The 13097-nt window shown below is 71.3% G+C and carries 11 protein-coding genes; 2 read left to right on the forward strand and 9 right to left on the reverse strand.

The features are described 5' to 3' along the window. Nucleotides 1–48: 48 nt before the first annotated feature. Nucleotides 49–1299 (forward strand): cytochrome P450, encoded by a 1251-nt coding sequence (locus M3P88_RS04790; RefSeq protein ID WP_249614911.1) that lies wholly within the window; start codon nt 49–51, stop codon nt 1297–1299. Next, nucleotides 1299–2126 carry an alpha/beta fold hydrolase gene (locus M3P88_RS04795; RefSeq protein ID WP_249614912.1) on the forward strand — a complete coding sequence of 276 codons (828 nt, stop codon included), beginning with the start codon at nt 1299–1301 and terminating at the stop codon, nt 2124–2126. Before M3P88_RS04790 ends, M3P88_RS04795 begins: the two co-directional genes overlap by 1 nt. On the opposite strand, the gene M3P88_RS04800 is transcribed toward M3P88_RS04795, so the two are convergent. From M3P88_RS04800 to M3P88_RS04840, 9 genes are read right to left on the reverse strand one after another with little or no spacing between them, the layout of a single operon-like run. Next, nucleotides 2123–2860: a tyrosine-protein phosphatase gene (locus M3P88_RS04800; protein ID WP_249614913.1), complete on the reverse strand. Its 738-nt coding sequence runs from the start codon at nt 2858–2860 to the stop codon at nt 2123–2125. The two genes, M3P88_RS04795 and M3P88_RS04800, sit on opposite strands and share 4 nt — an antisense overlap. After that, nucleotides 2857–3936, reverse strand: a complete 1080-nt coding sequence (locus M3P88_RS04805; protein ID WP_249614914.1) for an Rv3169 family protein — start codon at nt 3934–3936, stop codon at nt 2857–2859. Before M3P88_RS04805 ends, M3P88_RS04800 begins: the two co-directional genes overlap by 4 nt. Then, nucleotides 3936–4994 (reverse strand): phosphotransferase family protein, encoded by a 1059-nt coding sequence (locus M3P88_RS04810; protein ID WP_249614915.1) that lies wholly within the window; start codon nt 4992–4994, stop codon nt 3936–3938. The genes M3P88_RS04805 and M3P88_RS04810 overlap by 1 nt, the downstream gene beginning before the upstream one ends. Next, entirely contained in the window at nt 4982–6622 is a 1641-nt protein-coding gene (locus M3P88_RS04815; RefSeq protein ID WP_249614916.1) for a GMC family oxidoreductase, read from the reverse strand. The genes M3P88_RS04810 and M3P88_RS04815 overlap by 13 nt, the downstream gene beginning before the upstream one ends. 1 nt (nt 6623) lies before the next feature. Next, nucleotides 6624–7322: a nitroreductase gene (locus tag M3P88_RS04820; protein WP_249614917.1), complete on the reverse strand. Its 699-nt coding sequence runs from the start codon at nt 7320–7322 to the stop codon at nt 6624–6626. Between the two features lie 25 nt (nt 7323–7347). Then, entirely contained in the window at nt 7348–8139 is a 792-nt protein-coding gene (locus M3P88_RS04825; RefSeq protein ID WP_249614918.1) for an enoyl-CoA hydratase-related protein, read from the reverse strand. Continuing rightward, entirely contained in the window at nt 8136–9728 is a 1593-nt protein-coding gene (locus tag M3P88_RS04830) for an AMP-binding protein (protein ID WP_249614919.1), read from the reverse strand. The genes M3P88_RS04825 and M3P88_RS04830 overlap by 4 nt, the downstream gene beginning before the upstream one ends. Nucleotides 9729–9753: 25 nt before the next feature. Continuing rightward, nucleotides 9754–10905 (reverse strand): CaiB/BaiF CoA transferase family protein, encoded by a 1152-nt coding sequence (locus tag M3P88_RS04835; RefSeq protein ID WP_249614920.1) that lies wholly within the window; start codon nt 10903–10905, stop codon nt 9754–9756. Beyond that, nucleotides 10902–13091 carry a 3-hydroxyacyl-CoA dehydrogenase NAD-binding domain-containing protein gene (locus tag M3P88_RS04840; RefSeq protein ID WP_249614921.1) on the reverse strand — a complete coding sequence of 730 codons (2190 nt, stop codon included), beginning with the start codon at nt 13089–13091 and terminating at the stop codon, nt 10902–10904. Before M3P88_RS04840 ends, M3P88_RS04835 begins: the two co-directional genes overlap by 4 nt. Nucleotides 13092–13097 lie beyond the last annotated feature (6 nt).

The following is a 13097-nucleotide window of genomic DNA, read 5'->3' on the forward strand; positions in this document are numbered from 1 at the left end:
GGTATTGATGGCGGTAATCCGGGATCATTCACCAGCAGGAGCCACCCGATGCGCAAGCCCGTCACACCGACCCATCTCGACCCCATTCGCCACGAGGCGTGGCTTAACGAGGAGCAGGTCAACCGCCAAATGCGCGAACTGCGCGCAAGCTGTCCGGTCAGCTGGTACGAGCGCGCACCGTACCGGCCGTTCTGGCTGGTCACCCGCCACGCCGACATCAAGGAAGTGATGGGGCAAAATGCGCTGTTTATCAACGAACCGCGGCTCGTGCTGGTGGACACGGCGGTCGAGGAAGCGACCGAACAGGCGTACGGCGGGCGTCGCTACGCGGTGCGCACCGTGCTCGACATGGACGGCGACGAACACCGCAGCTACCGCGAGCTTACCCGCGCCTGGTTCATGGGGCCGGGCGTGGTCAAGCTGCAGCAGCGCATCGACGCGCTGGTCGACCGCTATATCGCCACCATGCGCGAGGCGGGCGGGCAGATCGACTTCGCGCAGGAGGTGGCGAGCCAGCTGCCGCTCAGGGTGATCCTGTCCATCCTCGGCCTGCCGGAGAGTGAGGCACCGTTCATCCTGCGCATCACCCAGCAGCTGCTGTCGTCGGCCGACCCCGAGCTGCAGCGCTCACGCGAGGGTGGTGCCGACGTGATGCCCGAAGTCGCAGCCTACTTCGGCCAGTTGCTGGCACAGCGCCGTGCCGACCCGCAGGACGATCTGGCCAGCGTGATCGCCAACAGCCTGGTTGGCGACGAGGCGATCGGCGCGCTGGAGGCGATTTCCTACTACCTGCTGGTGTCGACCGCCGGGCACGAGACGACCGCCGCGTCGATCGCCGGCGGCATGCTCGCCTTCATCCAGAACCCGGAACAGTTGCAGAAGGTGCAGGGCAAGCCCGCCCTGTTGCGTAACGGTGCCAACGAGATCGTGCGCTGGGTGTCGCCTATCCGCCACTTCATGCGCACGGCAACTGAGGACTACACCTTGTCGGGCGCCGACATCCGCGCCGGCGACTCGCTGTGCGTGCTGCTGCCTTCGGGCAACCGCGACGAGGCGGCGTTCGATGCGCCTGACCGCTTCGATATCGAGCGGCCAAGCGAGGGCCACGTCGGCTTCGGCTGGGGCGCTCACGCCTGCCTGGGCCGCCAGGTGGCGCTCGCCGAGATCCGCACCCTGTTTGCCCGCCTGCTGCCGCAGCTCGCTTCGGTGGAACTCGCCGGCACGCCGCGGCCGATCCAGTCCAATTTCACCGGCGGCTACAAGTCGCTGCCTATCCGCTACCGCTTCAGGGACGCCTGATGGACGCGCTGGAACTGGCGTTTCTCGACGAAGGCCCGCGGGAAACGCCGGTGGTGGTGCTGTTGCACGGCTTTCCCGATTCGTCCGCGCTGTGGCGCGCCCAGGCAGCCGCGCTGGTGGCGGCGGGCTTTCGGGTCGTCGTGCCCGATTTGCGCGGTTTTGGCGACAGCCCGGCGCCGGCGGCCACCGACGCTTACGCCTTGCCCTTGCTGATGGCCGACGTGCTGGCCTTGCTCGACAGGCTGGGCGTGGGCGAGGCCGCTCTGGTCGGCCATGACTGGGGTGCCGCGCTGGGCTGGGTGCTCGCCGCGTACCATCCGGCGCGCTTCACGCGCTTTTGCGCGGTCTCGGTCGGCCACCCGTCGCTGCTGTGGGACCTGTCGCTGACCGGCGTCGAGCAGATGGAGCGCTCGTGGTACGTGTGGCTGTTCCAGTTCGAGGACGCGGCCGAGGCGCTGCTGACGCGCGACGACTGGGCGCTGTTTCGCGCGTGGGCGCGCCACCACCCCGAATGCCCGCGGCAGATCGCGCAGCTCTCGCGTCCCGGGCGGCTTTTTGCGGCGCTTGCCTGGTACCGCGCGAACAGCCGGCCGCGCGCATTCGCCGAGGGCGGCTTCAGCCTGCCCCGCCTGCAGGTGCCGGTGCTGACGGTGTGGGGCGAGTCCGATCCGTATGTGGGCGAGGTGGCGCTGCGCGACGCGCATAGGCTGGTCGACGCGCCGTGCACGCATGTGCGGCTGCCGGCCGGCCACTGGCCGATGCTGGATGCGCCGCAGCAGGTCTCGGCGCTGTTGTGCGACTTCGCAGCGGGACGGTTGCCGGGCTAGGGCGCAAGCGAGCCGCGGCAGGCGGCAAGCGTGTCCGAACCCACGCCGCCTGCCGCGAGGTAGGCGTCGACGCTGCCGTAGCGCGTGTCTAGCGCGGCGAAGGCGTCGCAGAGGTAGGCGGCGTCCACGCCCGAGAGCACGGCGAGCGCGGCGTCGTCTGCAGGCACGCCCAGATGGCGGGCGAGGCCGGCTCTCAGGCGCACGCCGCCCGCGCCTTGTGCGGCGCCCTGGCCGTGGCGCAGGTAGTCAAGGACGACCTGGGCTGCGGGCACCCCCATGGCGCGGGCGACCAGCGCGCAGGCGAAGCCGGTACGGTCCTTGCCGGCGGTGCAGTGCACCAGCAGGGGCTCGCCGCGCGCAAGTGGCGTAAAGAGGGCAGGCAAGTGCGGCAAGAAGGCATCGGCGAAGCCGCGATAGAGCGTGCGCATCAGCGCGTGCGCGGACGGCGCATCGGGTGCGCACCGGAAGCGGCCGATCAGCGCCTCGATTGCCGCGTCTGGCGCGCGCACGTCGGTGTCGACCGGTGCGCGCACGCTAACCACCCCCATCAGCGCGCCCCACAGTGACAGTTCGCGGTCGCGTTCCTGCATGCTCCTCAAGTCAAGCACATGGCGGATGCCGAGTGCGCGCGCCGGCCCGATCAGCGCTTGGCCGTGCATCGTGAGCACGCCGGCGCGGTAGAGGCGGCCGCGCGCGAAGGGCAGGCCGGGGGCGACGTCGGCGGGCAGCATCATGTCCACCCCGACGCAGCGTGCGGCCCGAGCAGCATCTGCTCGAGCACGCCGTGCCCGTTGCGGACCGGCTCGCCGTCGACCGTCAGGGTCGCGCGGGTCAGCGACTGCAGGTGGACCTGCGCGAAGTCGTTGGGGGCCAGCGCCCGGCAGTCGCGCGTCTCGCCGTGCACGGCGAACTCGCCGTGGTAGCGGCCGTGCCCCCACTCGGGGTGGTGGTAGCCGGCGCCCTGCATATAGACGCGCTCGCCGCATTCGAGCGCGAGCGTCGCGCCGCGGCCGTCGGCGAGCGTGCCGCAAACGCGCGCGCGCGCAACTTGCCGGCTGCCCGCGGCGTACTCGACGTGCACGAGCGGCTGGGACAGGTGGCAGGGCGCGCCGCCGTCCGTCGGCACCAGTACGCACTGGCGGTTCCAGCCGTTGCCGTGCGCGTCGTCGTTGGTATGGAAATGCACCACCCTATCGTCGAAATGGGTCGGCCCCCACAGCCAGAACCACTGGGGTGGCGCGGCGGGCAGCAGCGGCTGGCCCTCGCGCACGCCGACCGGGCGGATGCCCCACGAGCGGTCGCGCGTGCCGCGCCAGTTGTCGAGGATGACGCGCTCGCCGTCGACGGCCAGTTCGCCCTGCCACAGGCCGAGCTGGGTCATGCGGGTGAGGTCGAGCACCGTGCGCGTGCCGTCGTGCCAGACAAAACGCGGCTCCTCCTGCGGCGCTGTGCGCGCGCTGAACGACAGCGAGCCCTCGAGCCCGAGTCCGGGTGCGTCGACATGCACGGCCAGGCGCGCGAGCGGCTCGACCACCTCGACGCGGATCGGGCCGACCCGGGTGTCCATGCGCTCGGCGCCCAGCGCGCGCGAGGCGAATACGCAGCGCTGCACGCCGTCCCGCTGCACGAAGACATGCGCGTCCATCAGCCCGAGGTAGGGGTAGACGCCGAGCGCGGCGGCGAAGTAGACGCCGCCGTCGCTGCGGTAGGCGTTGAAGTAGTAGCGGTCGTAGAAGTTGCGCTCGCTGCCGGCGTCGGCGAGCGGGACCGGCCGCTGGTGGATCGGGTAGTCGTCGCCGCGGCTGAGCATCAGGCCACCTCCTGCTCGCCGGCGTCGGCCATCAGGCGCGCGAGCACCGTGTAGCCGCCGTTGCAGGTGTCCATCTCGAAGCCTTCGGGCAACAGCCCGCGATCGGCGAACAGCTTGCCCAGGCGCGCCATGATCAGCGCGAGGCGGGTGGCGGCGAGCATCTCGAACCACGGCAAGCCGGCGGCGGACAGGCCGCTGGCGGCCTCCCAGCAGGCGATGGTTTCTGCGCGGGAGGGCAGGTGGGGAAGGCGGGGCGTGCCGTAGCCCTCGCATAGCGAGCAATCGAGTACCAGGAACCAGGCCAGGTCCTCGCGCGCGTCGCCGATATGCGCGCCTTCCCAGTCGAGCGCGGCCTCGACGTGGCCTGCCTCGCCGAACACCAGGTTGCCCAGCTTGGCGTCGCCCCATACCAGGGAGGCGTCGCCCGCGTGCGGGCGGTTGGCGGCAAGCCAGGCAAGCGCGCGGCGGATCAGCGGGTAGGGGCGCGCCTGCGCCTCGGTCCAGTCGAGGAAGGCCGCCAGTTCCGCCAGTTGCGCCGCGAGCGGGTCGGCGTCCGGCGCGAGCCAGGCGAGGCCGGTGGCGCGCCAGTTCACGCGCGCAACCTGCGCGCAAGCGGTCACGCCGGCAAACCAGTGGCTGCGCAGCGCTTCGGGCGACAGCTCCGCCAGCCAGCCCTCGACATGGTATTGCGGGTTCTCGTTCGGCACGCGCCCCGCCACGCGCCGCATCAGGTAGAAGGGGCGGCCGATGAACGAGGGATCTTCCTCGTAGCCGATGAGTGCGGGCACCGGCACTTCGCTGTGCGCCAGCGCAGCCATCACCCGGTACTGCAAGGAGAGGTCGTAGTGCGGGAACAGCGCGTCGCCCGCGGGGGCGGTACGCAGCACCATGGCCCAGTCTTGCCGCCGACCATCGACGGTGAGCGTCGCGTCGACCAGCCAGGTCTCGTTCGAGTAGCCCTGCGCGGGCGGCGTCACCCGGCCAACTTCGGGCGCGCTGCCCGGGTAGCGGCCGGCGAGCCAGCCTTCGAGGGCGCGGGCGAGCGTCACGGGCTGCATGCGGCCTCCTCTTGTTTAGCAGCGCTGCGCGAGCCGTCGCGCCCGGCAATCAGCGCGGCCGCGCGTTCGCCTATCATGATCGCGGTCGCGTTGGTGTTGCCCGAGATCAGCCGCGGCATCACCGACGCATCGGCGACGCGCAGACCCTCGACGCCGCGCACGCGCAGCTCGAGGTCGACCACCGAGCGCGCGTCCGGCCCCATCCGGCAGGTGCCGACCGGGTGGTGGCCGGTCTGTCCGCCGCGGCGGGCGAAGTCGATCAGCGCGTCGCGATCGCGCACATCCGCGCCCGGGTAGACTTCGGCCGCGAGCAGGGGGGCGAGCGAGGGCGCGGCGGCGATGCGGCGCGCCCACTCGATGCCGGCGAGCGTGGTGTCGACGTCGTAGTCGGTGCTCAGGTAGTTGAAGCGCAACTCGGGCTTGCCCGCCGGGTCGCCCGCGCGCAGCGACAGCGTGCCGCGCGAAGTCGGCCGGCACACATTGGGCGCGATGGTGAAGCCTGGCCAGCGGTGCAGGGCCTTGTGCTCGCCGTCCAGTTCGCCCGACACCGGCAGCAGGTGGTACTGCAGGTCGGGGCGGGTCAGTTCCGGGCGGCTCCTGAGGAAGATGCCGACTTCGGCCGCCGGCATCGTCATCGCGCCCTTCTTGCGCCACAGGTAGCGCAGCACTTCGCCGAGCACCCGGACGCCGCCCAGCTTGTGGTTGAGCGAAGGCGCACCGTCCTTGAGCCGCCACATCAGCGGCAGCACCAGGTGGTCCTGCAGGTTCTCGCCGACTTCGGGCGCGTCGCAAAGCAGCTTGATGCCGGCGCGCGCAAGCGCACCGGCCGGACCGACGCCGGAGCGCATCAGCAACTGCGGGCTGCCGACGGCGCCTGCGCAGAGGATGATCTCGCGGCCGGCACGCACCTGCCGGCGCTGCGAACCCTTGCGGTACTCGATGCCGACCGCCCGGCGCCCGTCAAACAGTACGCGGTCCACTTCGGCGCCGGTGAGCACAGTCAGGTTCGCGCGCGGCGACGCAAGATAGGCGTGCGCGGTGGATACCCGGCGGGCGTCCGCCAGCGTCGCCTGGTAGTAGCCGACGCCTTCCTGGCGCGCGCCGTTGAAATCATCCGTCTGCGGGATGCCGGCCTCGACCGCCGCGTCGATCAGCGCCCTGGCCAGCGGTGTCGGGTCGACCTGGTTGGCGATCCGCCACGGCCCTGCGTGCCCGTGCGCGTCGCCTGACAGGTCGCGGTTGTTCTCGGCGCGCAGGAAGTAGGGCTCGACGTCCCGCCAGCCCCAGCCCGTGCAACCCTCGCGCGCCCAGTCGTCGTAGTCTTCGCGCTGGCCGCGCACGAAGAGCAGGCCGTTGATCGACGAGCTGCCGCCGAGCACCTTGCCGCGCGGCAGGTCGATCTGCCGGCCGGCCAGACCCGGCTCGGGCTCGCTCTGGTACGACCAGTTCAGCGGATGGCCCGGTCGTTGGGTGACGCCCCAGCCGGCGGGCATCTCGACGATCAGCTTGCGGTGGTCGCCGCCCGCTTCGACCAGCAGGACGTTCAGCCGGCTGTCCTCGGCGAGGCGCGCGGCAAGCGCGGCGCCGGCGCTGCCGGCGCCGACAACGATATAGTCTGGAGCGGGCATCTCAGTCCTCCTTGATCGCTAGCGCGAAGGCGTCGACGCTGCGGCCGGTACGCGCGCGGTTGACCGGCGCGCCCGGGTCGGCGTGGCCGAAGGAGACGCCGAACAGCAGCTGCCAGCCTTGTTCGATGCCGAACTCGGCGCGCACGAGGTCGGGGTGGAAGCTCAGCGCGGTCTGCGGGCAACTGGCGAGGCCTTCGGCGGCGAGCGCGAGCATGAAGGTCTGCGCGCACATGCCAAGGTCGGCCGCTTCGCGTGTGCCAAAACCCGGCGCGAGGAAGAAGAAGGCCACGTGCGGCGCGCCGAAGAACGCGTAGTTCTGCATGAACTGGTAGGTACGGGCGGCCTTGTCGTCGCGCGCGATGCCGGCGGCGCCGTACAGCGCCTCGGCCGCGCCGAGCTGGCGCTCGCGCCAGACGCCTTCGTAGCGGCCGTCGTAGGGCAGGTCAGGCGCCATGCGCCCGGCGGCCATCTCGGCGCCGATGGCGGCCGCAAGGCGGTCGCGGCACGCACCGGATGCGATGGCGATGCGCCAGGGCTGGGTGTTGCAGTTGGACGGTGCCTGGCAGGCGAGCGCGGCGAGGCGTGCTATCGTCCCGCGCGGCAGTGCCTGGGGCAGGAAGGCGCGCGTGGCATGGCGCGCGGCCACGACCTGTCCGAAAACGGCCGCGCCGTTCGGGTGGATTGCTTCGGGTGCCGACATGTCTACCTCCATCCTTCGCGGCGCGCTAGCGGCCGCGCCACAGCGGTTTGCGTTTTTCGTTGAAGGCACGGATGCCCTCGACCACGTCTTCGCTTGCGCGCATGCGCTCGAGCGCCGGGTAGCCGCCGCTGTCCTGCAGGGCGATCGCTGTTTCAAGCGGCAGCGCAAGCCCCGCCTCGACGCAGGCCTTGGTCGCCCTGAGCGCGAGCGGCGCGCCAGCACTCAGCCGGCGGCACCAGCGCGCGACGGTCTCCTCGAGCGCGGCCGCGTCGGCGACCTCGTTGACCAGACCCCACTCGCAGGCGGTCGCCGCGTCTATGCTCTGGCCGGTGAGCAGCATCTGCATCGCGCGCTTGCTGCCGATCTGGCGGGGCAGGCGGTGCATGCCGCCGGCGAAGGCGACCGCGCCTATCATCGGCTCGGGCAGGCCGAAGCGCGCGTTGTCGCGAGCGACGATGATGTCGCAGGCCAGCGCGATCTCGAAGCCGCCGCCCATGGCGACGCCCTCGACAACGGCCAGGAGCGGCTTGTCGAGGCCGTGGCGGCTGGTGAGTCCGCCGTAGCCTGAGGGTGGAACCTTGTACTCGGCCTTGCCCTCAAGCGCGTCCTGCATCGCGCGGATGTCGCCGCCCGCCGAGAAGGCCTCGCCGCCGGCGCCGCGCACCACGGCGAGCCACAACTCGTCGTCCGCCGCGTAGCGGTCGAAGGCGGCGCTCATCAGCGCATGGGTTTCCGGGTCGAGCGCGTTCATGCACTCGGGGCGGTTGATGGTGACGGTCAGTACGCGGCCGTCGACGCGGGTGAGCACCTTGCTCATGCCGTCGCACCAGCCGCTTCGGCGCGCTCGCGCGCCCAGCGGTAGTTGGCCTTGCCGGCGACCGAACGGGAGAGCTCGGCCTCGAACACGATGGTGCGCGGGATCTTGTAGCCGGCGAGATGCGCGCGGCAGTGCGCGGCGAGGAGCGCCGCGTCCTCCCTGCCCGGCGCGCGGCGCAGGCTGACCACCGCGGCGACGCGTTGCCCCCAGCGCTCATCGGCGACGCCGACCACCAGCGCGTCGGTGACGTCCGGGTGGCGGCGCAGCACGTCCTCGACTTCCTCGGGGAATACCTTCTCGCCGCCGGTGTTGATGCACTGCGAGCCGCGGCCGAGCAAGGTCGCCGTCCGGCCATCCGCCTCCAGCCGGGCAGCGTCACCCAAGAGCGCGTAGCGCACGCCATCGAGCACGATGAAGGTGTCGGCGGTCTTCCTGGCGTCGCCCCAGTAGCCGACCGGCACGTGGCCGGAGCGGGCGAGGATGCCGGTCTCGCCCGGCGCGACGCGCGCGCGCCCGTCCGGCGTCAGCACCGTGAGTGTGGCGTCCAGCGTTAGCTTCATCAGCCCGTCGCCGTCCGGACGCGGCCCCTGCCCGATGATGCCGCCTTCGCTGGTGCCGTAGCCGTTGCCCATCTGCGCGTTCGGCATGTAGACCTTGATCGCGTCCTGCAGGTGGCGGGCGATCGGCGCGCCGCCCGAGCCGAATACATACATGGCCGACAGGTCCCAGCGGCCCGGGTGGGCTTCGAGCGCGTCGCGGATCGGCATCGCCATCGCGTCGCCGACGATCGCGCTGATATTGACCTTTTCCTTCGCCATCACGTCGAGCACATGGCAGGCGTCGAAATGGAGCTTGTCGGAGCACACCACGGTCTGCCCGGCGTAGAGCGCGCACAGCGTCGCCCACATCGCCGCGCCGTGCATCATCGGTGCGACCGGCATGAAGCGCAGCGCCGGCGCGCCCTTGGCGTAGCCGGCCAGCTCTTCGGCGCTCGCCACCGGCTGGCCGGAGCGGCGGTAGAGGTCGCCGCCGCCCAGCGCGCCGAAAAAGAGCGCCGCGTGCGGCCACATCACGCCCTTGGGCATGCCGGTGGTGCCGCCGGTGTAGAGCAGCATCAGGTCGTCGCCGCTGCGCCCTTCTGACGGAGCGGGCAGCGCTGCGCAGGCGAGCGCTGTTTCCAGCGCGTCGCCGGTGGCAATCGCCGTGTGCAGGGTGGGGAAGCGCGACAGCAGCGGCTCGACGGCAGGGGCGAGCGACGCGTCGTAGACGAGCGCGGAAAGCTTCGCGTTGTCGAAGATGTAGGCGAGCTCGTCGGCGACGTAGCGGTAATTGATGTTGACCGGCAGCGCGCCGAGCTTGCACGCGGCGAAGAAGGTCGCCAGATAGTCGGCGCCGTTGTAGAGCAGCAGCCCGACGGTGTCGCCGCGTTTGACGCCGCGGGCGGCCAGGTGCGAGGCAAGGCGCTCGGCGCGCGCCTCCAGCGCCGCGTAGCTGGTGCGGGCATCGCCCGCCACCAGCGCGAGCCGGTCGGGGACAGCGGACGCGACCGCCGAAAAGAGGTCGGCGAGGTTGAAACGGGTTTGCGACATGGGTCTTCCTCCGGAGTTTTTATGGTCAGTTGCCGCGCTGGCAATCGGCTTCGGTGAAGCCCGCCTCGGCGTAGAGCCGCGCATTGTCCTCGCCCAGCCGTGGCGCCTCGCGGCGCACTCCGAAGGCGTGACCGCTGATCGAAAACGGCGGGCATAGCCCGGGGTAGGCGCCAAACAGCGGGTGCTCGGCCGCGAAGGCGACGCCGCGCGCGCGCGCGTCGGCCTGCGCTTCCTCTAGCGTCAGCACCGGGCTTACGCAGGCGTCCAGCCCTTCGAGCCTGGCTATCCATGCAGCGAGCGGCAGCTGGCGGATCTCGTCGGCGAGCTCGGCGCGCGCCGCGCGGCCGGCCTCGCCCGAGAGGTGGCCGCGCGCAATCAGGTCTTCGCGGCCGATGCGCTGGCAGAACGCCTGCCAGAACTTGAATTCGACCGCGCCGACCGCCAGGTGGCGCTCGTCGGCCGTGCGGTAGACGCCGTAGCTGGCCAAGGCCCCGGCGAGGAAGTCCTCGCCACGCGGCAGCTTGCCGCCGGCGGCGGCAAGCCCGGCAAACGCCGGGACATTGAGCACGGTCGCGCTGTCGGCCATCGCGACCTCGACGCGCCGCCCGGCGCCGCCGCGCGCGACGTCAAACAGCGCAGCCAGCACGGCTACTGCCGCGGATAGGGCGCCGCCGGCGATGTCGGCCAGCGGGAAGTTGCCGCTGACGGGGTCTTCGCCTGCCGCGCCGTTCTGGTCGAGGGTGCCGGCGAGCGCCTGATAGTTGAGGTCGTGGCCGGCAAGCATGCTGCGCGCGCCGCTTGCGCCGTAGCCGGTGACCGAGCAGTAGACGAGCTTGGGGTTGACCGCGTTGAGCGCGTCCCAACCGAGGCCCAGCCTGTCCATTACGCCGGGGCGGAAGCCCTCGATCAGCACGTCGGCGCCGCGCACGAGCGAGACGAGCAGCGCGCGCCCTTCGTCGGTCTTCAGGTCGACCGCGAGCGAGCCCTTGTTGCGCGAGAGCATGCAAAAGAGGGCGGAGAACTCGGCCTGGCCCATGCCGCGGGCGGCGTCCCCCCCCTTGGGCGGCTCCACCTTGATCACCTCGGCGCCGAGGTCCGCCAGCTGCAGCGTGCACAGCGGGCCGGGCAGCAGTTGCGTCAGGTCGAGCACCCTGACGCCGGCAAGCGGCGCGCTCATCGTGCTTCTCCCTTGCGCCTGGCCGGCGGCGTGAGCGCCCGCTTGCCGTAGAAGCTTTGGCCGGAGCGCGCCATCTGGTAGACGAGTTCGGGTAGCGCGTAGCGCTCGGCCGACACGTCGCGTGCCAGTTGCTCGCTGCGTTCGATCAGGCGGGGCATGCCCAGCGTATCCATCGCGGCGAACGGGCCGCCCAGATAGGCCGGGAAGCCGACGCCGAGACAGGCGCCGACGTCGCCGTCGGCCGCGTCCAAGAGCACGCCGTCCGCCATGCAGCGCGCGGCGTCCACCAGTTGCGCGTAGAGCATGCGCGCCTTCACCTCTTCGAGTGAGGGCTGGTTTTCGGCCCGCGGCCAGATGTCGGCGAGGCCCGGCCACAGCCGCTTGCCGGCCGCGTCGTAATCGTAGAAGCCCTGTCCGTTCTTGCGGCCGTGGCGGCCGTGGCGGACGACGAGCTCGCTGATTACCGGCACCGACGCGCCCGGCTTGTAGCCGGGGCCGCCGTCACGCGCGCGCTGCAGGGCCCCCTTGTAGGCGAGGTCCAGCCCGACCTCGTCTGAGATGGCGAGCGGGCCGACCGGGTAGCCGACCAGACGGGCTGCCTGTTCGATCAGCGCGGGCGCGACACCTTCTGCGACCATGGCGACGCCCTCGTTGATGAAGGCGCCGATAAAGCGGCTGGTGAAGAAGCCCGGGCTGTCGTTGACGAGGACGGGGGTCTTGCCCAGCTGGGCGACAAAATCGAGCGCGTGCGCGAGCGCCTCGTCCGAGGTGTCGTCGCCGCGGATCACCTCGACCAGCGGCATGCGCTCGACCGGCGAGAAGAAGTGCAGGCCGATGAACGCGTCCTTGCGCGCGAGGGTGGAGGCCAGGCCGGTGATCGGCAGCGCGGAGGTGTTCGACGCGAGCACCGCGCCCGGTGCGAGCGCCGCTTCGGCGCGGGCGAACACCTCGGCCTTCACCGCGCGGTCTTCGAACACCGCCTCGACGACCAGCGACGCGCCGTCGAGCAGCGCGTAGTCGGTGGCGGACACGATGCGCGCGAGCGTCGCGTCCATTTTCTCCTGCGTGCTGCGGCCCTTTTCGACGTCGCGTGCGAGGCGGCTGCGCGCGTAGTCCTTGCCCTTGTCGGCGGCCGCCTGGTCGCGGTCGATCAGCACGACGTCGACGCCGGCCTCTGCGGCCACTAGCGCGAGCCCCGCACCCATCAGGCCCGCACCCAGCACGCCGACCTTGCGGTGGACGCGCCGCTCGACGCCCTGCGGGCGGTGCATCAGGCGGTCGGCCTTGCCCTTGTTGATGAACAGGGTGCGGATCATATTGCCGGCGACCGGGTCGAGGTTCAGCTTGACGAAGTACTTGCACTCGATGTCGAGCGCCTTGTCCATCGGCAACTGCATGCCCTCGTACAGGCAGGACAGGATGGCTTGCGGGGCGGGCAGGTTGTAGAGCGTGCCCGCGCCGGTTGCCGCGTTGCTGCCGAGGAAAAGCTGCGCGATGGCGGGCTCCAGCGGGCTTTGCCCGCCGGGGACGCGAAAGCCCTTGCGGTCCCACGCCTTGGTCGGGTCGGGGCTGCCCAGCAGCCAGGCGCGGGCGGTTTCGAGCAAGTCTTCGGCCGGCACCACCGCGTCGACCAGGCCCATCTCCAGCGCCGCCTGCGCCTTCAGTTGGCTGCCCTGCAGCAACAGCGGCAGCGCGCGCGCGACGCCCAGCATGCGCAGCAGGCGCTGGGTGCCGCCGGCGCCCGGCAGCAGGCCGACGCCGACCTCGGGCAGGCCGACGCGCAGGCTGCGCACGTCGGCCGCGCAACGGTAGTGGCAGGCAAGCGCGATCTCGAAGCCGCCGCCGAGCGCGGCGCCGTTCAGCGCGCACGCGAAGGGTTTGCCGCCGGTTTCGATGCGGCGCAGCAGCGCCGAGAACGGGCGGCATTCGGCGTACAGCGTCGCCGCGTCCTTGGGTTCGGCGAGCGACGCCTCCAGCGTCTTGAGGTCGGCGCCGGCGACAAACGATGACTTGGCCGAAGTGAGCAATACCCCCTTGACCGCGTCGTCGGCGAGCGCCGCGTTCACATGGTGTTCGAGGCCGTCGATGAAATGGCGGTCCATCACGTTGGCCTGCGCGTCAGGCTGGTCGATGGTCAGCGTCAGGATGCCGTCGGCGGCGAGTGCGCGCTTGAAGTAGTCGATCATGGCGGG

This window comes from Craterilacuibacter sp. RT1T (genome assembly GCF_023502145.1).
GTDB lineage: Bacteria > Pseudomonadota > Gammaproteobacteria > Burkholderiales > Chromobacteriaceae > Craterilacuibacter.